Below are 26,387 nucleotides of genomic sequence, written 5' to 3'. Positions count from 1 at the left end.
AAATCCTCTGCTATTTTTTCATGAAAATAATCATAAAAAATTTCACGAGGCTTCGGCATGTTCAAACAATCCGCCCAGCACGTCGCCAGCTACTACGCCCAGACCTACCCCGCTCCCATCCCCTTGCGCCCTACCCTGAAAGGCTCCGTCGACACCGATGTTCTGATCATCGGCGCCGGTTTCAGTGGCCTGCACACCGCCCTGCGCCTGGCCCTGGCCGGCAAGCGCGTAACCCTGCTGGAGGCCAGCCGGGTGGCATGGGCGGCATCCGGGCGCAACGGCGGCCAGGCGTTGCTCGGCTGGTCGTGCGACATGCCGCCCCTGCTCAAGGCCCTTGGTCTGGAGCGCGGGCGCCGCCTGTGGGACAGCATGTGCTGGGCCGCTCGGGAAATGCGCGAGCTGCCCCAACGCCACGGCTTCGATGTCGACTACCGCCTTGGCAGTCTGTGGACTGCGGTGCTGCCGCGCCGGGTCAAGCTGCTGGAGGAAGCCCGTCGCGAAGCGCAGGACACACTCCACTACGATTGCCTGCGCCTGATCGGCCGCGATGAGCTGTCCGAGTGGATCGACAGCCCGCGTTATCAGGCCGCGCTATACGACCCCAACGGTGCCCACCTCAACCCACTGAAACTGGCCCAGGGGCTGGCGAGCAAGATCGAGGCGGCCGGAGGCGACATCTTCGAACAGAGCCAGGTGCTCGACTACCAGGAACACGCAGGCGGCTTCGTGGCCCGCACCGCCAGAGGTGAAGTACGCAGCCGCGTACTGGTGCTGGCCTGCAATGCCTACATCGACGGCCTCGATCGCGCCCTCTCGCGCCGCTTGCTGCCGGTGGGCTCCTACCAGGTGGCCACCGCGCCGCTCGAAGCAAGCCTCGCCGCCTCGCTGCTGCCACGCAACAGTTGCGTGATCGACAACCAGTTCATCCCCGACTACTTCCGCCTCACCCCCGATCACCGCCTGCTGTTTGGTGGCGGATGCACCTACCTGGGCGGCATCCCCAAAGATGTCGCCGCCGCCACCCGCCCCTGCCTGGAGCGGGTATTCCCACAACTCAAAGGCGTGGCCATCGAGCACGCCTGGGGTGGGCATATCGACTGCAGCCTCCAGCGCACGCCGGACATCGGCCGCCAGGGCCAGCGCTACTGGCTGCAGGGTTTCTCCGGGCACGGCGTGCTGCCGACCCTGGCCGGGGCGCGCGCGGTCAGCGACGCGATCCTCGGCGACGAGGACCTGCTGGCGTTGTACCAGAGTATCGACAATGGCCGCTTCCTCGGTGGCGACCTGCTGGCCGCCCCGCTGGAGGCCGCGGCCAAGGCTTGGTACAGGATGCGCGATCATGTCTGAGCCACGTGATGCATTCGAAGACCTGGCGCGCCTGGTCCGCGACCTGCGCAAGCACCGAGGTTTCACCCTGGATGATCTGGCCACGCGGGTGAACCGTTCCGTGGGCTTTCTCTCCCAGGTGGAGCGCGGCCTGTCACGCCCCACCGTGGCCGATCTCACCGCCATCAGCGAAGCGTTGCAGGTACCCACCACCTATTTCTACCAGGCGGTGCCACCGAGGGAGATCGACTGGGTCACCCGCCCCGGCGAACGGCGCACCCTGTACTACGCCGCCGGGGTTACCGACGTCCTGGTCTCGCCGACGCTCACCGGCCGCTTCGCCATGCTCGAAAGCCACCTGGCACCGGGCGCCAGCAGTGGCGAGGGGCACTTGGACGACAGCTCGGAGCAGGGTGGCTTCGTCCTCGAAGGCGAGCTGACCCTGTGGCTGCACGGCCATGAAGCGGCCGTGACCTTGCATCCCAACGACAGCTTCCAGCTGCCGCCGCACAGCCAGTTTCGCTACGCCAACCTGACGTCCCTGGTGACGCGTGTCCTCTGGGTATTCCGTTGACGGCACGGCTTTGCCTGCCCGGGGCCATCGCCGCTGTGGGAGCGACTGAGTTGTGTCGACTGCCCGGGCCCATTCGCCGGCAAGGCCGGCTCCTACAGGCGCGGCGTTGACCTTGAAGCTGGCGCACGCCCAGCGATCACCGAATCATGTTTCATTGCAATGGAGCACACGATGACCACGAACCACAGCTTGCTCGACGAAGTCCGTGCCTTCCGCTCACAGCATCCCGACGTGCGCTACGTCGACTTGATCAGCCTGGACATCCCCGGCCACTTCTACGGCAAGCGCTACCCCATCGACATGCTGGAAAAGGTCGCCGCCGGCAGCCCCCTGAAGCTGCCGCAGAACTGCGTGTTGCTGGGTGTCCAGGGCGGCCTGTTCCCGATTGGCGACTACTGCTTCAACGACGGTGACCCGGACGCCCTGCGCCGCCTGGTACCGGGCACGCTCAAGCCGGTGAGCTGGGAGCGCGAGCCACTGGGCCAGATGTTGATCACTTCCGATGGCACCACCGCGCCCATCGAGTTCGAGCCCCGCGAAGTGCTCGCCCGTGTGTTGCAGCGCCTGGCGCGACGCGGCATCCGCCCGGTGGTGGCGTTCGAGCTGGAGTTCTATCTGTTCGACCGCGCGCTCAAGGAAGGCCTGCCACAGTTTCCCCACGACCCGTTCAGCAACGACGCCGACGACCAGCCCAACCTGCACATCGAACGCCTGTCGCGCTTCTCCGACGTGCTGCGCGAAATGGTCGAGGCCGCCAACACCCAGGGCGTGGACGCCAATGTCATCACCGCCGAACTGGGGCCGGGCCAGTTCGAGATCAATTTCGGCCACTGCGACGATGGCCTGCGCGCCGCCGACTGGGCGGCGATGTTCTGCCGCAGCACCCGTGGCGTGGCGCTGAAACACGGATTGCGCGCCTCGTTCATGAGCAAGCCCTACCTGCAGGCGCCGGGCAGCGGCATGCACGTGCATGTCAGCCTCTACGACCGGGATGGCAACAACCTGCTCGCCAGCGACCAGCAACGCCCGCTGCGCCACGCCGTGGCCGGCTGCCTGGCGCTGCTGCCGCACTGCATGCCGATCTTCGCCGCCAACCACAACGCGTTCCGCCGCTACGGCGCCATGGTCAATGCCGCCAGCCGCGCCAGCTGGGGCTTCGAGGATCGCGACGCGTGTATCCGCATCCCCGAGTCGGACCCACGCAACCTGCGCATCGAGCATCGGCTGGCGGGGGCGGATGCCAACCCTTATCTGGTGCTGGCGGCGATCCTGTGTGGGATGGAGCATGGGCTGGATGCCGCGCAGGAACCCATCGCGCCACTGAACGAGAACCGTGGCAGCGGCATCGATTTTCCCAAGGACATGCTTGGCGCCGTGGCGGCCATGCGCGGGCATCCGGTGGTGAATGAAGGGCTGGGGGCGGAGTTCGTCATGGTGTATTGCGAGAACAAGCGCCAGGATCACCTGGCGTTCATGCAGGAGGTGAGTGCGCGGGAGTATCGCTGGTTCCTGTGAGCGCTGTTCCGGCCCCTTCGCCGGCCAGGCCGGCTCCTGCAGGTGCGTCGCCAGTCTTGAGGCTGGCGCGATCCCTGTGGGAGCAGGTTTACCCGCGAAGAGGCCGGCACTGGCAACCCAAACCGCCTGGGATTACCATGTACCGCCTCTAGCGCGGCCTTTTGCCGCACCCCGCCTCCCTGCCAGCCCAAGCCCCCATGCCCTTCGAACTCACCGTAGAACCGCTCACCCTGCTGATCCTCGCCCTGGTCGCCTTCGTCGCTGGTTTCATCGATGCCATCGCCGGCGGCGGCGGCCTGCTGACCACCCCGGCACTGCTGACCGCCGGCATGCCCCCGCACCTGGTGCTGGGCACCAACAAGCTCAGCTCGACCTTCGGCGCGGCCACCGCCAGCATCACCTACTACCGGCGCAAACTGTTCCACCCGGCGCAATGGCGCCTGGCGATTCTCGGCACGCTGGTGGGCGCGCTGATCGGCGCGGTGGCCGCCCACTACATGCCGGCCGAATGGCTGAACAAGATGCTGCCGGTGATCGTCTTCGCCTGCGGCGTCTACCTGCTGTTCGGTGGCACGCCCAAGGCACCGCTGGACGCCAATGCGCCGATCAAGCGCAAATGGCAGTTTCCCCAGGGCTTCTCGCTGGGCTTCTATGACGGTGTGGCCGGCCCCGGTACCGGTGCGTTCTGGACCGTGAGTACGCTGCTGCTCTACCCCATCGACCTGGTCCGCGCCAGCGGCGTGGCGCGCAGCATGAACTTCGTCAGCAACATCGCGGCGCTGACGGTGTTCATCATTTCCGGGCAGGTGGACTACATCGTCGGCCTGTGCATGGGCCTGTCGGTGATGGTGGGCGCTTTCTTTGGTGCACGCACCGCGATCAGCGGCGGCAGCAAGTTCATCCGCCCGGTGTTCATTACCGTGGTGCTGGCGTTGACCGTGCGCCTGGCGTGGCAGCATTGGTTCGGTCAGGCCTGATACGGCGTGGGGGAAACAGCCCTGCAGATGTTCAGGATTTACGTTCCCCCTGTAGGAGCGGCTTTAGCCGCGATAGAGCTGCATAGCGGCCCCAGGATTTCAAGGTTGAGCAACAATCGCCGGGGCCGCTTTGCGGCCCTTTCGCGGCTGAAGGCCGCTCCTACAGGAATCGCGTAAGGCTTGAAGTTAGCGCGGTCGCGGCGGCGTCAGGCCGGCAGTACAGGCTCCGCCAGCCCCAACCGCCGCGCTACGTACAGGTCGATCAGGTAGCGCGCGATGGAGCGCCCGGCTGGCAGGGGCGGCAGGTCGTGGACGTTGAACCATTGGGCGTCCTCGATCTCGTCCGGCTGCATGACGATCTCCCCGCTCGCGTATTCGGCATGGAAGCCCAGCATCATCGAGTGCGGGAACGGCCAGCATTGGCTGCCCACGTACTGGATGTTCTTCACCTCGATCGCCACTTCTTCACGCACCTCACGCACCAGGCAGTCTTCGGCGGATTCGCCTGGCTCGGCGAAGCCGGCCAGGGTGCTGTACACGCCGGTGACGAAGCGTGGCGAGCGGGCCAGCAGCACCTCGTCGCCACGGGTGATCAACACGATCATGCTGGGTGAAATGCGCGGGTAGCTGCGCAGGTCGCAGGGCTGGCAATACATCGCCCGCTCCCAGTGGATCTGCGTCATGGGTTGCCCGCAGCTGCCGCAGAAACGGTGCTCGCGGGCCCAGGTGCCGATCTGCGCGGCGTAACCCAGCACCTTGTAGGTGTCGAAATCGCCCTCGAGCATGAACCGGCGCAGCCCTTGCCAGTTGCAACCCTGGACTTCGCTGGCGCTGCGCAGCTCCAGCAGGAACACCGGCTGGCCGTCGAAATGGCCAATGCCGTGCTCGCACAGCACGTCCAGTTCCTGGCGCTTGAGCCAGTCGCGGGGAAACAGTGCGCCGTTGGCGTCCACCAGGAACCCCTCTGGGCTGCGGGCGACAGCCCAGCCCCCGGTGGTCTGCGGGTCGAGTACTGCGGTTGTCCAGCGTGCTGACATGCTTGCGGTCCCTTCAGGGCGCCCGCCAACCCGGTCAGTCGGCGAACGTCGGTTGCTGTTTGCTCATGTGGGCGGCCACGGCCACGCGCAGGTCTTCGGACTGCAGCATGGCGGCGTTCCAGGTGGCGATGTACTCCAGGCCATCGTCGATGCGATGGTCGCGCATATAGCTGAGCATCTCCTTGGTGCCGGCCACCGCGACCGGTGATTTTGCGGCAATTTCCCGGGCGATGGCAAAGACCCCGTCGAGCAGCGCCGCCTGGTCATCGTAGACACGGTTGACCAGGCCGATGCGCAGCGCCTCCTCGGCGTCCACAGTGCGCCCGGTGTAGGCCAGCTCGCGCAGGATGCCGTCGCCGATGATACGCGGCAGACGTTGCAAGGTGCCGACATCGGCGGCCATGCCCATGTCGATCTCCTTGATCGAGAACTGCGCGTCGCTGGCGCAGTAACGCATGTCGCAGGCCGAGACCAGGTCGATGGCGCCACCGATGCAATAGCCCTGGATCGCCGCCAGCACCGGCTTGCGGCAATTGTCCACCGCGTTGAACGAGCTTTGCAGGCGCAGGATGGTGCGGCGCAGCAGGCGGGCGTTGCGGCCGACGTCCTTGCCCATCTGGCCGGCCAGCGAGGCCAGCATCATCAGGTCGATGCCCGAGGAAAAATGCTTGCCCGCGCCGCTGATGACCACCGCGCGCACCGCGTCGGTGTCGTCGATCCACTGGAAGATGTCGACGATCTCCTCCCAGAACGCGGCATTCATCGCGTTGATCTTTTCCGGGCGGTTGATTTGCACGTGGGCGATGTTGTCGGTCAGTTCGACCTTGAACGCGGTGTAGTCGGTCACGGACGGCACTCCTGTGGGGAAAGGGTTCACAGTGCAGGATCTTAGCGCAGCGGCAAGGCCGCGCATGTGCCAAAAGCTGGACTGGATGCCTTGCGCCGCGCGGCTTGATGGGGCACCGTGCGCGACTGCTGAATCAAAAGGATACAAATTCATGTCCCGTTCCCTGACCGGCGCCCTCGCCCACAGTTTCCTGGGCCAGTCGCCGCGTTGGTACAAGGCCGTCATCGCCCTGTTCCTGATCCTCAACCCAGTACTGCTGGCGACGCTCGGCCCGGTGGCCACCGGCTGGGTGTTGGTGATCCAGTTCATCTTCACCTTGGGGATGGCGCTCAAGTGCTACCCGCTGATGCCCGGCGGGCTGCTGCTGGTCGAGGCGCTGCTGCTGCGCATGACCACGCCCGAGGCGCTGTATGAGGAGCTGCAGCACAACTTCCCGGTGATCCTGCTGCTGATGTTCATGGTCGCCGGCATCCACTTCATGAAGGAGCTGCTGTTGTTCCTGTTCTCGCGGATCCTGCTGGGGGTGCGCTCCAAGGCTGTGCTCAGCCTGCTGTTCTGCGTGCTGTCGGCGTTCCTTTCGGCGTTCCTCGACGCCCTCACCGTGACTGCGGTGATCATCAGCGCGGCGGTGGGGTTCTACGCCGTCTACCACCGGGTCGCCTCCGGCACCAATCCGCGCGAGGAGTCGGCGCTGGACAGCGACCACCAGGTCGAGCAACTGCACCGCGAAGATCTCGACCAGTTCCGCGCCTTCCTGCGCAGCCTGCTGATGCATGGCGCGGTGGGCACCGCCCTGGGCGGCGTGTGCACGTTGGTGGGCGAGCCGCAGAACCTGCTGATCGGCCATGAGATGGGCTGGCACTTCGCTGACTTCTTCAGCAAGGTCGCGCCGGTCTCCATGCCGGTGCTGGCAGCAGGCCTGGTGACCTGCGTGCTGCTGGAGAAACTGCGGCTGTTCGGCTACGGCACGCTGATGCCCGAGCGCGTGCGCCAGGTACTGGCCGCCTATGCCGCCGAAGACGACGCCGCGCGCACCCAGGGGCAACGTATCGCCCTGGTGGTCCAAGGCCTGGCCGCGCTGATCCTGATCGTCTGCCTGGGCCTGCACATTGCCGAGGTGGGGTTGATCGGCCTGCTGGTGATCGTGCTGATCACCGCGTTCACCGGCATCACCGACGAGCATCGCCTGGGCCGTGCGTTCCAGGACGCCATGCCGTTCACCGCGCTGCTGGTGGTGTTCTTCGCCGTGGTCGCGGTGATCCACCAGCAGCAGCTGTTCAGCCCGCTGATCGCCTGGGTGCTGGCCCTGCCCAGCGAGCAGCAGCCGGGCATGCTGTACCTGGCCAACGGCCTGCTGTCGGCGATCAGCGACAACGTGTTCGTCGCCACCATTTACATCACCGAGGTCAAGCAGGCCTTCCTCAACGGCGCGATGAGCCGCGAGCACTTCGAGACCCTGGCGGTGGCGATCAACACCGGCACCAACCTGCCCAGCGTGGCTACTCCCAACGGCCAGGCCGCGTTCCTGTTCCTGCTCACCTCGGCAATCGCGCCGCTGATTCGCCTGTCGTACGGGCGCATGGTGTGGATGGCCCTGCCCTACACGGTGGTCATGGGTGGCCTGGGCTGGTGGGCGGTGACCTACTGGCTGTAAAGTGCGCGCCTTTCGAATGTCCTCGGGCAGGGGCGTCATGCGCCCCTGTCCACATGGATGAGGCAAGCAACGGAGCAGTCGAAGCATGATTCTGGTGGTCGAAGGGATCAGCGCCTGTGGCAAGACCACCTGGTGCACGCAGCATGGTGGGCAACAGGTCGTTGCTGAACATGGGCGTTTCGCCAACGTGCCGGAGCGCTCGACGGACCCGGCCGGCGCGGCGGCCTTCTGGGCGGAGCGCAACGTGGATCGCTGGCAGGCGGCGCTGGCGATGGAAAGTACCGCGACATGGGCCGTGTGCGACAGCGACCCGCTCAAATTGCACTACATCTGGAGCCTGTGGCAGATCGGCGAGGCAAGCGAGCGTGACTGGCGCCTGGAGCTTGCCGCCACCCGGGAGACGATCGCGCAAGGGCGCATCGGCTTCGCCGACTGTTACCTTGTCGGCCGTATCGACCCTCGACTGGCGCGGGAACGTGCCCAGGCGGACAGCACCCGCCGACGTAGCGGCTTCGAGCTGCATGTGCGCCTGCAACCGGCGCTGATGGACTGGTATTCGACCCTGGACAAGGTGTTGCCCGGGCGTGTCCATTTCGACTTCCCTAGGCAATTGCCTGCCCTGGAAAGCCCAGTTGGACGTTATTCGATTGCGGCCTTCGACCGAATGATCGCGTTGCTGCCAGGTCGTCCTTGAGCACGTGGCCGCTACCCTTTCTGGGTGTGCGACGTGAGTGTCGCAGCGCATTCAAGATCGAGCGCCGCCAACGCGACGCATCGCGGATGAATCCGCTCCTACCCGAGACAAACCTGTAGGAGCGGATTCATCCGCGATGCGCCGCACGGGCGGCGCTCGATCCCGAGAGCAGTGCAAGACGATCACCCTCCCCATCCAACAAGGCCGACAGCCGCCCATATCCAACTATCGTTCAGTGCGCCCGTCGATTTCAGCCCCTGCCGTTCGACTACCCCTCACACAACCGAGGAGGTCCACCCCATGCGCAAGCTCATCGTTGCCGCCTTCATCACCCTCGACGGCGTCATGCAGGCCCCCGGCGGGCCAGAGGAAGACACCAGCGGCGGCTTCACCTACGGCGGCTGGATTCCGCCCTACGCCGACGAGATCTTCGGCCAGGCCATGCAGGCGCTGTTCAGCGAGCCCTTCGAATTGCTGCTGGGGCGGCGCACCTACGACATCTTTGCCGGTTACTGGCCACGCCAGGGGCAAGATTCGGAAGATGGTTCGCTCGCCGACCTGTTCAACAGTGTCCCCAAGCACGTCGCCACCCACCACCCCGAATCGATCGAGTGGCACAACAGTCATGCCCTGGGCCAGGATGTGACCGCAGCGGTCGCCAGGCTCAAGCAGCAGGACGGCGCTCACCTGCTGACCCAGGGCAGTGGCGAACTGGTCCGCCAGTTGCTGGCCGCGGGCCTGGTGGATGAGCTGCGCCTGCTGATCCACCCGTTGCTGCTCGGGCGCGGCAAGCGCCTGTTCGGTGACGATGCGCAGGCGGCGGCATTCACCTTGAGGGAATCGGCCGTCTCACCCAGCGGTGTACTGGTCGCCCACTATGTGCGCAGTGGCGATGTACGCACCGGTAGCTTTTGAACAATGAGCCCATGCAATAGAGCCACAGCATGATTCAGATCCGTCCGTGGGCAGCCGCCAACATGACGCCAGGTATATGATCGGGGTCCCATCCCGTCCTGTACCGGAGATACCCGCATGCTGCCCACCGCCTCCTCCCTGCACAGCGCCCGCCGGGTCAGATTGCAAGTACTGCGCGGGCGGGTCGGCCTTGGGTTGGTGGCCGGGCTGTCGGTGCTGGCGGGCATGACCGACGCGATCGGCCTGCTGGCGTTGGGGGACTTCGTCTCGTTCATGAGCGGCAACACCACCCGCTTGGCCGTGGCGATCAGCCAGGCGGACTTCGCCCTGATGCTGCGCCTGGCCCTGGCGATCCTCAGCTTCGTGCTGGGTAATGCCATGGGTGTGCTATTGGCCCGGCAATTCAGGCGACGGGCCTCGCCATTGCTGTTGCTGGTCGCCGCGCTGCTTGCCTTCGCCGCCGCCTGGCCCGGGACGTCGACCTTCGCGGCGCTGGTCACGACGATTCTCGCCATGGGCATGCTCAATGCCGTGGTCGAACAGGTGAATGGCCTGCCCATCGGCCTGACCTACGTGACCGGGGCGCTTTCGCGGTTCGGGCGCGGGCTCGGGCGCTGGCTGTTGGGCGAACGTCGGCATGGCTGGCGCGTGCAGTTGGTGCCATGGAGCGGCATGCTGCTGGGTGCGGCGATGGGGGCCTGGCTGGAACAGCGGCTCGGGTTGCGGGCGTTGGCGGCCAGCTGTGCCCTGGCCTGCCTGTTGGCCCTGGTGACGCGGTTCATCCCCAGGGCCTGGCAGTTGGGCTACATGCCCCGTTGAACAACGAGGCCTTGTGAGAACGGGTTTACCCGCGAATACGCCGGTGAGCCCACCTTCGCATTCGCGGGTAAACCCGCTCCTACAGGGACCGCGCCGACCACCGCAGGAACCGGCCATGCCGGCGCCTGCGGCGGGTGTCGATCAGCCCTTGGTGGTCAGGCCGTCAACATGGCCTTCGACCGTGACAGGGCCGACCTTCAGCTTGCCGTTGTCCAGCGAAACGCTCGGCACGCCACCCTCAGGCAGCTTGGGCAGGTCCAGCGTGGCCTTGACCTCATAGCCCAGCGGCTTCACTTCGGCACCGATCTGCGTCCCGGCCTGCTCGACACCCTTGCCTTCCAGCGCCAGGTTGCGCTCACTTGCGATGTGCGACGACTCGTTGGTCGAAGCCTTGCGCATGAACTCGCCCTGGGCGTTGAACGATGGCGTGTAGTCGAAGCCGGCCTTCTCCTGGCCTTCCTTGTCCTGGCCCTCCTTCACCTTGCCCGGCTTGCCGGCCAGGCCCGCGCCCAGGTCAAGACGAACCGACGTGGTGGTGTCCTGCCGGTCCTGGACCGTCAGCCCACCCGCCAGCTTGCCACCGACCTGCTGGCCATCGACCCGTGCGCCGCTGAGTTGCGCCGCGCCGGCACTGTTCAGCGTCACTTCGCCAGCGGTGATGTGGCTGTTCTGCTGGGTGGCGCCTTGCAGGTAGTCGACGTGCACCTTGCCACCGAGGTCGAAGTCTTTCGACGTGGTGACCTGTTGCCCGGCGTCCGCTGGCGTGTTGCGGCTCAGGTTGCTGCCAGCCTTCAGCTCGACGCCCCAGTTGCCGCGGCTCTGGGTGGACTGCGCCGACTCCAGCACCAGGCCTCCCTCGCCTGCCGCCACGTTTACACCCACCGCGCCGACCTGCGTGCCCTGCAGATGGACCGACTGGCCTTCCAGGCCCACGGTGCCACGGCTGTCGAACTGGCCACCAGTCAGGGTCTGCGAGCGTTCGTTGGTCTGCCCCACATTGAAGTTGCCACCCAGCTTGCCACTCAGGTCACGGCCTTGTTCACCGGTGGCGGCCTTGCCGCCGAGGTTGAGGCCGCCGCCCAGATGGCTGCCGGTGACGGTACGGGTGTCGCTGGCCGCTTGCAGGTCGAGCGCGCCACCGGCCTTGACCTCGACCGGGCCGCCCGCGTCGACGCGCGTACCTTGCAGTACCTGGTCACCACCGCTGACCAGCTGCACCGAGCCACTGCCCTTGATACTCGCCACCTGGGCCTTGCGGTCAACGATGTGCTCACCGGCATGGTCGAGCTGGAACCCGGCCCCCAGGTCGATCTTGTCGCCCACCGGCAAGGTGCCCACGGTCAGCGAACCGCTGCCACCGAGGCTGCCGGTGTCGCGACGCTCATGGTTGTTGGCCTGGTCGAGGGCCAGCTTGCCACCGGTGGTGACGGCCACGGCGCCCTGGCCACCGTCGAGGCGGCTGCCTTCGAAGCGGGCATCGCCACCGACCTGGATGTTCAGGCCCTGGCTGCCGATGTAGCTGCCAACCACGGCAGTGGACTTGTCTTCGGACAGGGACTTGCTGCCCCCCGAACCGTTGGCGGTCACGTTCAGGTCCTCGCCGGTCTTGGTGTAGACCCGGGCGGACACATCGGCGGTTACCTGCTGCTCGCTGCGGCTGTGGGTGTTGCTGGCCGCCTCGGCCTGCAGCGAGCCCGCCTTGACGCTCAGCACACCAGCGTTGGCGTTGTACTGGGTGCCTTGGTCCTTCACTGCGCCGGCCACATTCAGCTCCACGCCCTGGCCATTGAACTGGCCGACCACCGCAGTGCCGGTCTGTTCGCTGCGCTGCTCGCTGGCATGCCCGACGGCCAGGTCGACGCCCAGGTTCGGCGTGCCCAGCTTGCCCAGGGCATCGGTCAGCGAGGTCTTGCCGTCCAGCACATCCTTGACGTCCTTGAGCGGCAGCTTGCCGTCGAGCGCATCCTTGACCGAGACCTTGCCATCGACCACATCCTTGACCACGCCAGCGATCGGCCGGGCGATGTCCTTGTACTCGACGTTGACACCGACATCCGCCGACCAGCTGCTTTGCTGGTGGCTGCTGCTGGTGGTATCGCTGGCCGCGCGGTTGTCCACCTGGTTGGCGGTCACGCTCAATTTACCGGCGCTGTTCACCTGCGCCCCTTCACTGGCCAGGCTGTCGGCCTTGATCGTCAGCTTGCCAGCGCTGTCCACGCCGGTGGTCTTCGCGGTCGTCGTGCTCGAGGCATCCTGTTGCGTGCCATGGGCGAAATCGACCCCGGCGCCCGCGCGATCGAGGCCGGCAGTGAGGTAGACACCCCCTGAAGTGCGGCGGCTGTCGCTGGATTCACTGTGGCGGTCCTGCTCGGCCAGCAACGACACCTGCTTGCCGGTCAGGGTGGTGTCGCCGGAAGTGGACTTCACCGTCGCGCCCTTGAGCGCCAGCTCGCCACCGGCATTGACCTGTACCTCGCTGCCGCTGAGGCTCGAACCCTGCTGCTTGACATCGGTGCGGGTCGCTCCCTGCTGCTCGCTGGCATACCCCACGCCCGCACGGTACTGACCGGAGCCAGGTGCTGTCTCCTTGGCAGAGGCCACGAAACCTCGATTGCTGCTGGCGCTGCTTTGTTCACGGGTGTCCTGGGCCGAGGTGACCTTCACATCGCCCGCCGCCTCGGCGTTCAGCGTACCGCTGGCCTTGACCGTCGAGCCGACCACATCGATGCCTTCAGTGCTGTTCAGGCCGACATTGCCACCGGCCACCAGTTCGCTGCGCACCGAGGTGCTTTCCCGGGTGTTCTGCTTGGCTTCGTTGTGGCTGACGCCGAAGAACTTGCTCTGCTGGTTCTGGCTGTCGCGCTGGTCGGTGCGCGAGGCGTTGTTGATCTGCACCTGCTTGCCGGCGATGCGGATATCCTTGCCGCTGGTCAGCTGTGCGCCCTCGGCCAGCACCGCCGCCTTGGCGCGCAGTTCGATGTCGCCGCCCTTGAGCTGGCTGGTGACACTGCGCTGTTCTTCGCTGCGGGTGTCCCAGTCGGCTTTCCAGAAGCCCTTGGTGTGCTTGCCCTGGTCGGTCTGCACATGGCGTTCGGTGGCCGCGGTCACGCGCAGGTCGGCGCCGCTGGTCACGCTCAGGTGGCCCGGCGCTTCGACGCTGGCGGCATTGAGCTGCGTGTCCTGCCCCGATTTCAGCTGGGCGTCGCGCCGGGCCACGACCTGGGTGCCGTGCTCGCGGGTGTCGCTGTCGGTCTGGGTGCGCTGGTAGGTTTCCCAGTCGATACCCAGCGCGCCGCTGCGCCAGTTCTCGCGCTTTTCCTGAAGCTTGCGGCTTTGCACGGTGCTCAGGGTGAGGTTGCGTCCGGCGTCGAGCCCAACGTCGCGCGCGCTGATATCGGCGGCGGCCAGGGTCAGGTCCTGGCCGCTGCGCAGCCCGACATCGCCCTGGCTGCTGTGGATGCCGGCACGGGTCGCCTCCAGCTTGTCGGCCACGGCCGCACCACTGATGTTCAGGTCGCCGGCCGAATCGATGCGCACACCATCACGCCCTTCGACCTGCACCGCGCCGACCCGCACGCCCGCGCCCTGCGCGGTGCTGACGATGTTGATGCGCCCGGCCTGCATTGCGCCGAACAGGCTGGCGTCGATGCGCTGCTCGGTGGTGCTGGCGCTTGGGTCGACGTGAGTGACCTGCCCGCTGGCGTAATCCACCTGCTGGCGGCCCACGGTCAGGTCGAGCTGGTCACGCGCATCCAGGCGCCCCTGGCTGTCGATGCGCGGAGCGATCAGGTTGACCGAACCGCCATCGTTGCGCAGCCCGCCACCCTGCACCTGCAATTGGCCGCTGGCGTCCTGGGTGCCCAGGGCTTTCAACTTGCCCTCGTTCACCTCGGGTCGGCCGACCACCAGGCTGGCGTTGGGGGTGTTGATGAAACTGGCGCCATTGACCGAGATGCCATTGGGGTTGGCCAGCACATAGTCGGCGGCGCGGCCGAAGATTTCCTGGGCACCGTTGATCGCCGACGGGTTGCGGCTGACCACTTCGTTGAGGATCACGCTCGCCGCCTGGCCCTGGAACTGCGGGTTGGCCGCCAGCTGGCCGGCGAGCTGGGAATTGCCGGCCTGCAAGGCGTTGTTCAGCACCAGGCCCTGACGGTCGACGTTGTAGTCGAGGAACTGGTTATGGGACAGCCCCGCGCCATTGGGCGCGACGATATTGACGATGGGTACGCCACCCTGGGTCTGTAATTGCGCCGTGCCACCGGGGCCGGGCGCCACTACCACGCCCTCGGCCAATGCCTGCGGCAGGCTGGCGGCGAGGAACAGGCTGGCAATCGCCCAGCGCAGTTTGCCCTGCGGCGAAAGGTGGAAGGCAAAGGTGTTCTTTGGCATAGGTCACTCTCCATGTAGGTGCTGCAATTCACTGCGCGATCGCGGTCAGATCTGCAGGCCGGCCCGGAACAGCCAGACTTCGGGTTCGTGGCGCAGGCCACTGGGCGTGGTCAGGCCACGCTGGTAGTCGACATCGATCTGCAGGGCCTTGTAGCCCAGGCTCAGGCCGACACTGGCACCGCTCAGGCGTTGGCTCGAGGCGCCGTGGTCGGCCTTGATCCAGCCATGGTCGAGGCCAATGCGCGGGGTGATCGCGAAGGGCCCGTCATGGCGCAGGGGCAGGCGCAAGGTGTTGCGCCAGATCGCCCCGTTGGCCCCGGACACGCTGTTGACCCGATAGCCGCGCACGGCGGAATCGTCGGTACCCAGCAACTGCTCGATGGCCGGCAGCGGGTCGGGGCTGTATTGCAGGTTGAGTTGGCTCTGCCATTGCCAGGCCTGCCCGCCAAGCTGGCCGTTGCGCCACTGGCCGAGGCTGGCGCGGTACTTGTGGAACTGCGCCTTGGGCAGGTCACCGTTCAAGCGCCGGCCATCGTCGTCGGCGCCGAGCCAACGCAGGCCCTGGGCATAGTTGACGTCGAGGTTCCACACCGCGCGGTCGAGCCAGAACAGGTTGAGCCCGGCCTCGGCCACCGTCAGGGTCGGGCTCTGCACATCCAGCCGCACCTTGGCGAACTCAGTGTCGACCCCCTTGTGCGCCAGCTGCAGGTTGGCGCTCAGCTGGTGCTGCTGGTCGCGCCACAGCACACGCTCACTGCGCAAACTGAGCTGGTCGGTAATGCCGGTGCTGTGCAGGGTGACGCTGCTGAGCTTGAACGGCGAGCGGTACTCGGCATGGCTGGCGAACAGGCTGAAGGTCCAGTAGCCGTAGGGGATGGCGTAGTACAGGCTGGCATTGCGGCTGTAGCGATCGCCCTGGTTGAGGGTGTCGCTGGCGCTGAGGCTGAGCAGGTCGTTGAGCGCCAGCGGGTTGTCCAGGCTCAGGCTGAGCACCTGGCGGTCACGCCCGGTGCCGGCACTGCCCAGGTTGTCCAGGCCCAGCCCCACGGCCACCCGCGGCTGCCCGGCGCTGCGCGGGCGCAAAACGATGCGCGAGGCGCCGGGCTGGCTGCCCGGGGCGATATCGGCGGTCAGGTCGACCGAGCGCAGGCGGTTGAGCTGATCCAGCCCCTGTTCCAGATCGCGCAGGTTCAACGGCTCGCCCAGCATACCGGGGAAGGCACCGGCCAGGGACACCGGCAGGCGTTGGTCGGCCAGTTCGATGGCCTCCAGATAGCCTTCGTCGACCAGGATATCCAGCGAATGCCCTGCGGCGGGCGCACTGCTCAGGTAAGGTCGGCTGGCGATATAGCCCTTCTCGACATACAGCGCGGTGAGGGTTGCCAGCAGGTGATTGATCTGGCCCACGCCCATGCAAGGGGTGACCAGGGGCTCGATGCGGGCGTTGAGCGTGGCGCGGTCGATCAGCGTGACGCCACCGACGCGCACGCCCGCCAGGGGCCAGCATTGTGCATCCGGGGTCACGGCCTGGGGCGTCCGCGCTGTCGTCGCCGAGGGCCCAAACGCGCCGCGTTGCAATTGTCGACGGCGTTGCTCCAACTGCAACTGTTGCAGGTCGGTTTGCTGCTGTTGCTGTTGGCGCAGCACTTCCTGACCCGGGGCGACTGTTTCGGCGTGGGCAAAACCGGCACACAGGCACAGCCACATGGCAGGCAACAACCGGCTGGGCGTGGCGGGACGGCGGGACATGGCAGGCAGGTACAACATACAACACCCATTCGGACAGAACTGCACAACTAACGCATTCAGGCAGTCGGATCTTTTAACTTTCCGGCGTGCCTACTTCAGGTTATCGGCCCTCGTCTTGAAACTTGAGAAAGTTCGGAAAATTGGCGTCATTAGTTCGACGATTAGTTGCGCATCATTTTGATAGCAACCCACGCAAACCCATCTGCCTCGCAGGTTCCATAAAACACGAAACAAGGATTGTCGAACAATCCGACGAAAGCAGAGTGCCCGCTTTCAAATAGACACGAATCACCGGGCAACAACTTTAGAGTGGGATTCGAAGAGGGACGGTCATCAAGACCATTACGCGGGGAAGTTGCAGTACGGGGCGCCAGGCGCCCCGTCATGAAAAGTCGCTCAGGCCGTCTGCCGACGCATCGCCAGGATCGCCGCGCCAAACCCAATGAAAGTCGAGCCCACGACCCGGCTCACCCAGCGCGACAGCGACGGTCGGGTCAGTATGCCCTTGGCCCGTGCGGCGAGCGCGGCGTACAAGCTCAGGGAGGTCAACGACAGGAGGATGAAGATCCCGGTCAGGATCAGGAACTGCGGCAGCAATGCCGCGCCCTGGTCGATGAACTGCGGGAACAGCGCGGTGAAGAACATCGTCGCCTTGGGGTTGGTGACCGCGGTCAGGAACGCCGACTTGTACAGTTTCAACGGCGTCGGCCGGCGCTTGCCCGCGCCCTCCTCCAGCCCCTCTACCAGCATCGGGCTCTTCTTCAACAGTTGCCGCGCGCCGAGGTAGAACAGGTAGCCGGCACCGATGACCTTGACCGCGTTGAACAGCATTTCCGAACTGGCCAGCAACGCCCCCAGCCCGAGCATCGCCGCCGCCGACAGGCAGAACAGCCCGGTGGCGTTGCCCAGCGACGACCACACCGCGCTGCGTTGCCCGTGGGCCAGGCTGTTGTTGATCGCCATGAGTGTGGCGGGGCCTGGGCTGGCGATGGCGATCGCGGCGACCAGGGTGAAAGCGAGAAGCGAGTGAGTGTCCATGTTCAGGCTCGTGCAAGGCTACGGAACCCGCATCATACAGCGGCTTCGCGGCAACGGATGCGCTGGCGTATCATCCCGTTGCTTCAGGGAGTGAGACCTGTGACTGTCGAGGGACATGTGAACCTGCAAGGCGAAATCGAGCGCATCTTCGGGCGTGACTGCTTTACCCGCCCGGTCTACTACAACTACCCGGGTGGCCTGCGCTTCGAACTGGCCGAATCGGGCGGCATGATCGAGCGCTTCACCACTGCGCTGCGCAAAGCCACGGAGGTCTGCACCGAAGCCTTTGCTGGCGAACGGACCCTGGTGGTCTGCCTGCGTAGCCACTCCAGCTGCATTGGCGAAGTTACCCGCCAGACGCTGCGTGCACTGGGCGACCTCAACATCACCATTCCCCGGCAACGCACACTGTGGCGGGAGCTGATCGAAGACGAGCCATGGTGGGACGAACACGCGCCCGAATACTGGATCAGCCTGGCCTTCGAACTGCCGGTCAGCCACTTGCAGGCATTGTTATGGTGCTCAATGGCTTCGGATACCCCGATCACCCCCAATCCTTCCTGCCTGCTCTACCTGTTCAACCTGCCCCAACAGTTGATGGTCTGGCCTTACGACGACCGGGGCATGGACGTGGTCGGGCCCAACCATGCCCGGCTTGAACAGCTGTACCACCAGTACAACCGCTACCTGCTGGACCATGATCGCCAGGATATGGATGCCGTGTTCGCCGGCAAACCGGCGCCTGCAGGTTTGTCGTAAGGCTCTGGTTCAGCGCAATACCTGTAGGAGCAGGTTTACCCGCGAATACGGTAGGTGACTCACTGCTGCATTCGCGGGTGAACCCGCTCCCACAGAGAAATCACCAAAACCAAAGTTCGCTGCCCGTCAACGAAAACAAAAAGGGAACTGCCCATGCCCCGCCTGGATTGGCTCGAACACCACATGGCCCATTGCGACACCTTGGCGCAATGGCTGCACGAACAGTTCCACTACGAGTTCCAGGATTTCCCCTTGCCAGCCTGGCAACGCGAGTTCGCCGAGGGGCAACGCAATGGCAGGTGGAAGTGCCTGGTGGCCCTGGACGGCGACCGCTTGCTCGGCAGTGCCGCACTGGCCGTCGACGACCTGCCTGAACGACCGGAGCTCGGGCCCTGGCTGGCTTGCGTGTTCGTCAGCCCGCAGGCACGTGGCCAGGGACTCGCCGAAAGGTTGATCGAAGGGATCTGTAATCACGCCCGTGACGGCGGCATCCCGACGCTGTACCTGCATACCCATGACCGGCAGGCCTATTACGCGAAGCGTGGATGGCGCCTGGTGGAGCGGTTCGAGGCATGGGGCGAGGGGCAATGGCTCATGTCTCGTGACCTTGCCGCCACTGCCCCCTGACATGCCATGCCCCCCTGCGCTGGCCACTGCCCTGGGCTGACGGGACTGGCCCTTTCGCCGGCAAGGCCGGCTCCTGCAGGTATGGCGCGGCCCCACGGGCACTGCTTGCGCATTCCGCCGAATTGCTTGCCTGATCCTCTCGACCTGCGGGGTGTACCGGTTCCGCAACGATCCCCCTGTGCTAGCGTTTCCGGATTGGGGAACAACGTATTCCCCGGCCACGAAACCAACCGATGATCAGCAGGTGAGCCCATGGAACTACGCATCAACCAGCAGACCTACCAGGTCGAGGCCGACGCCGACACGCCCTTGCTCTGGGTGATCCGCGACGACCTGGGCCTGACCGGCACCAAGTACGGCTGCGGCCTGGCCCAGTGCGGCGCCTGTTCGGTGCTGGTGGACGGCAACGTGGTACGCGCCTGTGTCACCCCGGTGGCCGGCGTGGTCGGCCGCGAGGTCACCACCATCGAGGCCATCGAGCAGGACGCGGTCGGCAAGCGCGTGGTCGCCGCCTGGGTCGAGCACCAGGTGGCCCAGTGCGGCTACTGCCAGTCCGGCCAGGTGATGGCGGCCACCGCGCTGCTCAAGCACACCCCCAAACCGAGCGATGCGCAGATCGACGCGGCCATGGTCAACCTGTGCCGTTGCGGTACCTACAACGCCATCCATGCCGCCGTGCATGACCTGGCCCAAGGGGAGAACGCCTGATGAACGCGCGTATCGATTCCCCGGACGACCTGCTGCGCCTGCGCCACGGCGAAACCGTCAACCTGTCGCGCCGGCGCTTCCTGGCAGGCACCGCCATTGGCGCGTTGGTACTGGGCTTTGGCTTGCCACTGGGCTCGGCACGGGTCCAGGCAGCCACCACCACAACCGAACGCGGCACCCAGGTGCCGGCCTTCCTGGAAATCCGCCCGGACGGCAGCGTGCACCTGCTCAGCCCGTTCATGGAAGGCGGGCAAGGCATCAATACCGCCATGGCGCAGATCATCGGCGAGGAGCTGGATGCCGACCCCGCCACCTTCGTGGTCGACAGCGCGCCACCGGGTGAAGCCTACGTGGTGATGGAGAACGGCTGGCGCATCACCGGCGGCAGCATGTCGGTGCGTATGAGCTACCCGACCATGCGCCGCCTCGGCGCCCTGGCCCGGGCCATGCTGCTGCAGGCAGGCGCCGCGCAATGGGGTGTTCCGGTCAGTGAACTGACCACGAAGCCCGGCAAGGTGGTGCACACGGCGTCGGGCCGCGAGCTGGGCTATGGCGAACTGGCCGGCAAGGCCATGGACCTGCCGGTACCGGACCCGGCCAGCGTCACGCTGCGCGACCCTGGCCAGTTCCGCTGGATCGGCAAGCCGGTGCAGCGCCTCGACGCCCACGACAAGTCCACCGGCAAGGCGATCTACAGCATCGACATCAAGGTCGACGGCATGCTCCACGCCGCCGTGCAGCACGCGCCACGCCTGGGCATGACCGTAAGCGGCCTGCGCAACGAAGACCAGGTCAAGGCCATGAAAGGCGTGCACTCGGTGCATCAACTGCCCGGCGCGGTGGCGGTGGTCGCCGAGCGCTGGTGGCACGCCAAGCGCGCCGTGGAAGCGCTGCAGGTGGACTGGCAAGCGCCCGGCGCCGACAGCCAGGTGCGGCCGATGCCCGCCGACTTCTCCAGCGACGGCTGGCGCGACCACCTGGCCGCGCAGACCGGGCCAAGCCGCGACGAGGAAAACGACGGCGACGTCGCCGCCGCCCTGGCTGGCGCCAAGACCACGGTCGAGGCCACCTACCACAACCAGTTCCTCAACCATGCGCAGCTGGAACCGCCCTCCGCCACCGCCCGCTTCAACCCCGACGGTTCGCTGGAGGTGTGGCTGCCCAACCAGGCGCAGGACATGTTCCGCGACGACATCGCCAAGCGCACCGGCCTGGATCCGGCACGGATCACCCTGCACTCGCCGTTGCTTGGCGGCTTCTTCGGCCGGCACTTCCTGTACGACTCGGCCAACCCCTACCCGCAGGCCATCGCCCTGGCCAAGGCCGTGGGGCGGCCAGTGAAACTGATCTGGAGCCGGGAGGAGGAGTTCTTGCGCGATGCCATGCGCCCCATGGCCGTGGTCAAGTTCCGCGCCGGGCTGGACGACAAGGGCCTGCCGGTGGCCATCGAGGCGGTCAGCGCCACCGAAGGCCCGACCGAGGCCATCGCCGGCAAGCAAGGCGACAAGGTCGACCCCACCGCCCTGGAAGGGCTGTCGGGCAAGGCCTACGCCATCGCCAACAAGCGCATCGCGCAGATCTACGTGAAGGGCCCGGCCATGCTGGGTTACTGGCGCTCGGTGGGCAATTCGCTGAACGACTTCTTCTACGAATCGTTCCTCGACGAACTGGCCGACAAAGGCGGCCACGACCCCTTCGAACTGCGCCTGCACCTGCTGCGCGACAACCCGCGCCTGACCACACTGCTGCAGGCGGTGGGCGAATTGTCCGGCGGCTGGAAGCGCGGCCCGTTCACCGCCGAGGACGGCAGCAAGCGCGCCCGCGGCGTGGCCATGGCCTCGCCGTTCGGCTCTGAAGCGGCGGTGATCGCCGAAGTCTCGCTGGAGGGCGGCCAGGTCAAGGTGCACGACATCTGGCAGGCCATCGACCCGGGCAGCATCGTCAACCCGGCGATCATCGAGGCGCAGGTCAATGGTGCGGTATCCCTGGGCTTGTCCCAGGTGCTGCTGGAAGAGGCGGTGTGGCTGAACGGCATGCCACGGGCGCGCAACTACGACTTGTACCCGGTGCTACCGCCGTCGCGCATGGCCCGGGTGCATGTGCGCATCGTCGAAAGCGGCGCGAAGATGGGCGGCATCGGTGAACCGCCGCTGCCGGCCGTGGCGCCCGCGGTGGCCAACGCCGTGGCGCAGCTGACCGGCCAACGCGTGCGCAGCATGCCCCTGAGCCGCCATACCTTCAGCTGACACGACAAGGAATGCCCAATGAGCAATAGCCGATTCGCCAGAGCCGCCGGCTGGCTGGCCCTGCCGTGCCTGGTCGCGGCAGGCCTGCTGGCCTGGTATGTCACCCGCGAGCCCGCCTCGCCGTTCCCCCCTGGAGAAAGCGCCGATGCGGCACTGGTCAGCCGTGGCGAATACATCGCCCGCCTCAGCGATTGCGTGGCCTGCCACAGCCTGCCCGGCAAGGCACCGTTTGCCGGCGGGCTGGAGATGGCCACGCCGCTGGGGGCGATCCATGCCACCAACATCACCCCCGACCAAGAGCACGGTATCGGCGGCTATAGCCTGGCCGACTTCGACCGCGCCGTGCGCCATGGCGTCGCACCGGGCGGGCGACGGCTGTACCCGGCCATGCCCTACCCCTCCTACGTCAAGCTCAGCGACGAAGACATGCGGGCGCTCTATGCGTTCTTCATGAAAGGCGTGCAACCGGCTGCCGAAGCCAATATCCCCAGCGCTATTCCCTGGCCGCTGAACCTGCGCTGGCCCATCGCCCTGTGGAACGGCCTGTTCGCGCCAACCACGCCCTATGCACAGAAAACCGAACAGGATCCGCTGTGGAATCGCGGCGCCTATATCGTCCAGGGCCCCGGCCACTGCGGCAGTTGCCATACCCCGCGCGGCCTGGCCTTCAACGAGAAGGCCCTGGACGAATCGGGCACGCCCTTCCTGGCCGGCGCCCTGCTCGATGGCTGGTACGCGCCCAGCTTGCGCCAGGACCACAACACCGGGCTGGGCCGCTGGAGCGAAGCGCAGATCGTGCAGTTCCTCAAGAGCGGGCGTAATCAGCATGCAGTGGTGTACGGCTCGATGACCGAGGCGTTCAACAACTCCACGCAGTTCATGGCCGATGACGACCTGGCCGCGATCGCCCGCTACCTCAAGTCGCTGCCCGGCGACCCGCAACGTGACGGTGCACCGTGGCAGTACCAGGCGGTATCTGCGGACCTCGACACGCCGGGGGCACATATCTATGCGACCCGCTGCGCCAGCTGCCATGGCCTGGATGGCAAGGGCCAGGCCGAATGGATGCCGCCGCTGGCGGGCGCCACCTCGATGCTGGCGAAGGAGAACGCCTCGGCGATCAACATCACCCTCAATGGCTCCCAGCGCATCGTCGCGGCCGGCGTGCCGGACGCCTATCGCATGCCGGCGTTCCGCGAGCAGTTGTCGGACCAGGAGATCGCCGCGGTGCTGAGTTTTGCCCGCGCCACCTGGGGCAACCAGGGGGGCGCGGTGGACACCCAGGCGGTCGGCAAGCTGCGCGGCCATACCGACCCGGCCAGCAGCAGCCCGATCATCCTGCACATGCGCTGACCTGCAGACAAACGAGGACACCATGGAAAGCATCGACCTGCTGGTCCTGCGCACCACCCACGACTGGCTCCAGGCCGGCCAACGCGTGCTGCTGGCCACCGTCGCCCGCACCTGGGGCTCATCGCCCCGCCCGGTCGGCTCGATGATGGCCCTGCGCAACGACGGCCGGGTAGTCGGCAGCGTATCCGGCGGTTGCATCGAGGATGACCTGATCCACCGCTACACCACCGCCTATGGCGGCGTCGGACTGCCGGAAGGGCCGCCCGAGGTGATCCGCTACGGTGTCAGTGCCGATGAGGCCCACCGCTTCGGGCTGCCCTGTGGCGGCACGCTGGAACTGGTGCTTGAGTTCAGCCCCGCGGCGGCCCCGCTGCAGCAGTTGCTCGATCAACTCGACAACGGCAACCTGATGCGTCGACGCCTGGCACTGGCCGATGGTACGACCAGCCTCGAAACCACCGCCACACCGGAACAGTTCAGCTTCGATGGCCAGCATATGATCAATACCCTCGGCCCCGGCTACCGCATGCTGTTGATTGGTGCCGGCGCGCTGGCCGAGTACCTGGCGACGATGGCACTGTTCAATGGTTTCAAGGTGGCCGTGTGCGACCCGCGGCCGGAACACTTGGCCACCTGGTCGGTCACGGGCGTGGAGTACCTCAAGGGCATGCCGGACGATGTTGTCCGTGAATTCAGAGCCGACCTGCGCACCTGCATCATCGCTGTCAGCCACGACCCGAAACTCGACGACCTGGCCCTGCTCGAGGCCTTGCACAGCCCGGCCTTCTACATCGGCGCCATCGGTTCGCGGCGCAACAGCCAACTGCGCCGCGAGCGGCTGATCGAGCATTTCGGCGAAAGCGAAGCCTCGCTCGAACGCCTGCACGGCCCCATCGGCATCTATATCGGCAGCAAGACCCCGGCGGAAATCGCGGTCAGCGTGATGGCCGAAGTGCTTGCGGCGAAGAACGCCGTCAGCTTGCCGGGCACGGTCAACGTGTCCCGGGCGAAGAGCGGGCTTGAAGGCATGCATCTGTAGGATGCCAGCCTTGCTGGTGAAGAGGTCCACACCGATCCGCGATCTACACCGCCCCTGTTCACCAGCAAGGCTGGCTCCTACACAAGAATTTGGGCCGTTGCTCCCGTTCTGCCTGCCAGTGGCTATGCTTCACCTCGCAAAACCCACCGGTATCGACCACAAGGAAGACAGGCCCATGAAATCCACCCGCTCCCTCGCTCGTGCCATCGCGCTCGCTTCACTGATGTCCGCCACCAGCTTCACCGCCCAGGCCGCCGAACTGCCCATCGCCAGCGAAGCGCTGGAAAGCCACGTCACCACCCAGGTGACCGCCATCGACCTGGCCAACCGTCAGGTGACGGTCAAGGGCCCCCATGAGAAGGACGTGACCTTCCAGCTCACCGAAAAGGCCAAGGCCCTGCCCAACCTCAAGGTCGGCGACCAGGTCGACATCTATGTGACCCGGGCCATCGCCTATGTACTGGACACCAAGGTGGGGGGCGCGCCGAAGGCCAGTGAGGAGTCCGGCACCATACGCGCCACCAAGGATAACCCCAACCCCGGTGGCGAGGCGTTCCGCCAGGTGCGGGTCACCTCGAAGATCGAAAAGATCAACCTGAAGACCCACGAAGTCACCCTGCTGCCGCCCGAGGGCAAGGTGCAAGTGGTCAAGGTCGAGAAGCCCGAGCTCCAGGCCCGCATGAAGAACCTCAAGGTCGGCCAGACCGTCGACGCTATCTACACCGAAGTACTGCGCGTGGAAACCTCGCGCTAGATCCCCTCGCCCAGGTGGCGGGGTTGCCTGTAAGGTGGGCCCCCACGGCCCACTCAAAGGAATGCCCGCCATGATCACCTGCCACCTCAAGTACGTCATCGACCCGTACCAGCTCCCGGCCTTCGAGGCCTACGGCAAGCTATGGATCGACCTGGTCAACCGCATGGGCGGTGTGCACCATGGCTACTTCCTGCCCAGCGAAGGCGCCAACAACATCGCCTACGCGCTCTTCAGCTTCGAAAGCCTCGCGACTTACGAGCAATACCGCACAGCGTCGCAAACCGACCCTGAGTGCATCGCCGCCTTTGCCCTGGCCGAGGAGCAGCGCTTCATCCTCAGCTACGAGCGCAGTTTCCTGCGCCCGATGCTTGGTTGAGCACGATAGAGGTCAGCGCTGGGCGCCGTGCTGGATGACGATCGAGTCGGTGCCGAGCTTGGCCATGACTTCTGCTTTGTGCGCGTCGGCCTCGGCCTTGGCCGGGAACGGCCCCATCAGCACCACCGGCTTGCCGTCGCGGTACTCGACCCAGGATGGGATGCCCTTCTCGATCAGGCGCGCGGTCATGTCGGTCAGGGCGCCCATGTTCGGGCCCTGGATCACCTCGACATCCCAGCCTTCCGGTGCCGGCTGCTCGGCCAGCGCCTCGGCGCGACGCTGCAGGTCGGCGCCACCGCAAACCTCGCGGATGCGCAGGTTATTGCCGGTTTCGTCGATGAGGATCTCGTACTGGCCGTCATGCTTGATCGCCACGTAGCTGCGGTAGGGCTCGTATTGCCCGGCATCGTCCTTGCCACGCACCTGGCCACAGATCGAGCCCTGCGTGTCGAAACGCACGTTGGCGAACTTGGCCGTCTTGGGGTTGTGCAGGTGTTCGGCCACCTGCTTGTGCACACCCTCGACTTCGTTGTTACAGCCTGCCAGGGCCAACATCGCCATTACCACCGCCAGTTTGCGCACGCCTGTACCTCCAGATTCGAAGGGGCGGATTCTAGCATGGCGGGAGGGGGTTGCCGGGGATAGGCGGCGAAGGTGGAAGGTTGCAGCGTGTGTCCGCGGCAACGGGATCGCGGAAAGCAAAAAGGGCGATCCTTTCGGATCGCCCTCTTCTGATTTGGTAGGCACAATTGGACTCGAACCAACGACCCCCACCATGTCAAGGTGGTGCTCTAACCAACTGAGCTATGTGCCTGTCGTGTGGGGCGCATTCTACGCGATCCAAAACCGCTGTCAACCGTTTTTTTCACGCTAACTCACTGAATCTTAAAATATTTATAGAAAGGCCAGGCGACAGGTGCTCGTAAAGGATTTTCACCGGACGACTAGCGGGTGTTTATTATTATTGATAGCATCGGTACATTCGTTA

General features: G+C 65.8%; 22 protein-coding genes and 1 tRNA gene. 16 read left to right on the top strand and 7 right to left on the bottom strand.

All coding sequences use genetic code 11. The features are described from left to right. The first annotated feature begins 57 nt into the window (after window positions 1–57). The 4 genes from JYG34_RS10545 to JYG34_RS10530 all read left to right on the top strand — a co-directional run bounded on the left by JYG34_RS10545 (window position 58) and on the right by JYG34_RS10530 (window position 4,392). Window positions 58–1,347, top strand: a complete 1,290-nt coding sequence (locus JYG34_RS10545; protein WP_213660631.1) for an NAD(P)/FAD-dependent oxidoreductase — start codon at window positions 58–60, stop codon at window positions 1,345–1,347. After that, window positions 1,340–1,900, top strand: a complete 561-nt coding sequence (locus JYG34_RS10540; protein WP_213660630.1) for a helix-turn-helix domain-containing protein — start codon at window positions 1,340–1,342, stop codon at window positions 1,898–1,900. The genes JYG34_RS10545 and JYG34_RS10540 overlap by 8 nt, the downstream gene beginning before the upstream one ends. A 171-nt stretch (window positions 1,901–2,071) precedes the next feature. Further along, window positions 2,072–3,415: a glutamine synthetase family protein gene (locus JYG34_RS10535; protein ID WP_213660629.1), complete on the top strand. Its 1,344-nt coding sequence runs from the start codon at window positions 2,072–2,074 to the stop codon at window positions 3,413–3,415. A gap of 197 nt (window positions 3,416–3,612) precedes the next feature. Further along, complete coding sequence (locus JYG34_RS10530) at window positions 3,613–4,392, top strand: TSUP family transporter (protein WP_213660628.1); 780 nt, start codon at window positions 3,613–3,615, stop codon at window positions 4,390–4,392. A 206-nt stretch (window positions 4,393–4,598) separates the two neighbouring features. Here JYG34_RS10530 and nudC read toward each other — a convergent pair whose 3' ends face one another. Both nudC and JYG34_RS10520 read right to left on the bottom strand, forming a co-directional pair. Then, complete coding sequence (gene nudC / locus JYG34_RS10525; RefSeq protein ID WP_213660627.1) at window positions 4,599–5,429, bottom strand: NAD(+) diphosphatase; 831 nt, start codon at window positions 5,427–5,429, stop codon at window positions 4,599–4,601. A gap of 34 nt (window positions 5,430–5,463) precedes the next feature. Then, window positions 5,464–6,276, bottom strand: a complete 813-nt coding sequence (locus JYG34_RS10520; protein WP_213660626.1) for a crotonase/enoyl-CoA hydratase family protein — start codon at window positions 6,274–6,276, stop codon at window positions 5,464–5,466. A 151-nt stretch (window positions 6,277–6,427) separates the two neighbouring features. Between JYG34_RS10520 and nhaB the strand changes: the two genes are divergently transcribed. The 4 genes from nhaB to JYG34_RS10500 all read left to right on the top strand — a co-directional run bounded on the left by nhaB (window position 6,428) and on the right by JYG34_RS10500 (window position 10,358). After that, window positions 6,428–7,930 (top strand): sodium/proton antiporter NhaB, encoded by a 1,503-nt coding sequence (nhaB, locus tag JYG34_RS10515; protein ID WP_213660625.1) that lies wholly within the window; start codon window positions 6,428–6,430, stop codon window positions 7,928–7,930. An 85-nt stretch (window positions 7,931–8,015) separates the two neighbouring features. Further along, window positions 8,016–8,624 carry a hypothetical protein gene (locus JYG34_RS10510; protein ID WP_213660624.1) on the top strand — a complete coding sequence of 203 codons (609 nt, stop codon included), beginning with the start codon at window positions 8,016–8,018 and terminating at the stop codon, window positions 8,622–8,624. Window positions 8,625–8,924: 300 nt separating this feature from the next. Further along, the gene (locus tag JYG34_RS10505; protein WP_213660623.1) at window positions 8,925–9,539 is read left to right on the top strand and encodes a dihydrofolate reductase family protein; all 615 of its coding nucleotides are present in this window, start codon (window positions 8,925–8,927) and stop codon (window positions 9,537–9,539) included. 117 nt (window positions 9,540–9,656) lie between these two features. Next, complete coding sequence (locus JYG34_RS10500; RefSeq protein ID WP_213660622.1) at window positions 9,657–10,358, top strand: YoaK family protein; 702 nt, start codon at window positions 9,657–9,659, stop codon at window positions 10,356–10,358. A gap of 141 nt (window positions 10,359–10,499) precedes the next feature. Here JYG34_RS10500 and JYG34_RS10495 read toward each other — a convergent pair whose 3' ends face one another. From JYG34_RS10495 to JYG34_RS10485, 3 genes are all read right to left on the bottom strand, one after another. After that, entirely contained in the window at window positions 10,500–14,750 is a 4,251-nt protein-coding gene (locus JYG34_RS10495; RefSeq protein WP_213660621.1) for a hemagglutinin repeat-containing protein, read from the bottom strand. Window positions 14,751–14,795: 45 nt separating this feature from the next. Beyond that, window positions 14,796–16,517, bottom strand: coding sequence for a ShlB/FhaC/HecB family hemolysin secretion/activation protein (locus JYG34_RS10490; RefSeq protein WP_213660620.1), 1,722 nt, complete (start codon window positions 16,515–16,517; stop codon window positions 14,796–14,798). Between the two features lie 378 nt (window positions 16,518–16,895). Further along, the gene (locus JYG34_RS10485; protein WP_213660619.1) at window positions 16,896–17,537 is read right to left on the bottom strand and encodes a LysE family translocator; all 642 of its coding nucleotides are present in this window, start codon (window positions 17,535–17,537) and stop codon (window positions 16,896–16,898) included. Between the two features lie 99 nt (window positions 17,538–17,636). Here JYG34_RS10485 and JYG34_RS10480 point away from each other — a divergent pair, with 99 nt between their 5' ends. From JYG34_RS10480 to JYG34_RS10445, 8 genes are all read left to right on the top strand, one after another. Next, window positions 17,637–18,296, top strand: coding sequence for a DUF3885 domain-containing protein (locus JYG34_RS10480; protein WP_249746243.1), 660 nt, complete (start codon window positions 17,637–17,639; stop codon window positions 18,294–18,296). Window positions 18,297–18,449: 153 nt separating this feature from the next. Next, complete coding sequence (locus tag JYG34_RS10475) at window positions 18,450–18,923, top strand: GNAT family N-acetyltransferase (protein ID WP_213660617.1); 474 nt, start codon at window positions 18,450–18,452, stop codon at window positions 18,921–18,923. Window positions 18,924–19,175: 252 nt separating this feature from the next. After that, on the top strand, window positions 19,176–19,631 hold the full coding sequence (locus tag JYG34_RS10470) for a (2Fe-2S)-binding protein (RefSeq protein ID WP_213660616.1): 456 nt from the start codon (window positions 19,176–19,178) through the stop codon (window positions 19,629–19,631). Continuing rightward, window positions 19,631–21,877 carry a xanthine dehydrogenase family protein molybdopterin-binding subunit gene (locus JYG34_RS10465; protein WP_213660615.1) on the top strand — a complete coding sequence of 749 codons (2,247 nt, stop codon included), beginning with the start codon at window positions 19,631–19,633 and terminating at the stop codon, window positions 21,875–21,877. Before JYG34_RS10470 ends, JYG34_RS10465 begins: the two co-directional genes overlap by 1 nt. A gap of 18 nt (window positions 21,878–21,895) precedes the next feature. Next, the gene (locus JYG34_RS10460; protein WP_213660614.1) at window positions 21,896–23,230 is read left to right on the top strand and encodes a c-type cytochrome; all 1,335 of its coding nucleotides are present in this window, start codon (window positions 21,896–21,898) and stop codon (window positions 23,228–23,230) included. Window positions 23,231–23,252: 22 nt separating this feature from the next. Next, window positions 23,253–24,269 (top strand): XdhC family protein, encoded by a 1,017-nt coding sequence (locus JYG34_RS10455; protein ID WP_213660613.1) that lies wholly within the window; start codon window positions 23,253–23,255, stop codon window positions 24,267–24,269. Between the two features lie 175 nt (window positions 24,270–24,444). Continuing rightward, window positions 24,445–25,023 (top strand): hypothetical protein, encoded by a 579-nt coding sequence (locus tag JYG34_RS10450; protein ID WP_213660612.1) that lies wholly within the window; start codon window positions 24,445–24,447, stop codon window positions 25,021–25,023. Between the two features lie 70 nt (window positions 25,024–25,093). Beyond that, the gene (locus JYG34_RS10445) at window positions 25,094–25,399 is read left to right on the top strand and encodes an NIPSNAP family protein (protein ID WP_213660611.1); all 306 of its coding nucleotides are present in this window, start codon (window positions 25,094–25,096) and stop codon (window positions 25,397–25,399) included. A gap of 12 nt (window positions 25,400–25,411) precedes the next feature. On the opposite strand, the gene JYG34_RS10440 is transcribed toward JYG34_RS10445, so the two are convergent. Beyond that, window positions 25,412–25,981: an SPOR domain-containing protein gene (locus JYG34_RS10440; protein ID WP_213660610.1), complete on the bottom strand. Its 570-nt coding sequence runs from the start codon at window positions 25,979–25,981 to the stop codon at window positions 25,412–25,414. 155 nt (window positions 25,982–26,136) lie between these two features. Further along, a tRNA-Val gene (locus JYG34_RS10435) sits at window positions 26,137–26,213 on the bottom strand. Window positions 26,214–26,387: the final 174 nt, after the last annotated feature.

It is taken from the genome of Pseudomonas entomophila, from assembly GCF_018417595.1.
In the GTDB taxonomy this organism is placed as follows: Bacteria; Pseudomonadota; Gammaproteobacteria; order Pseudomonadales; family Pseudomonadaceae; genus Aquipseudomonas; species Aquipseudomonas entomophila_C.
The sequence above is the reverse complement of the archived record's forward strand: the minus strand, read 5'-3'. Positions and strand labels throughout refer to the sequence as shown.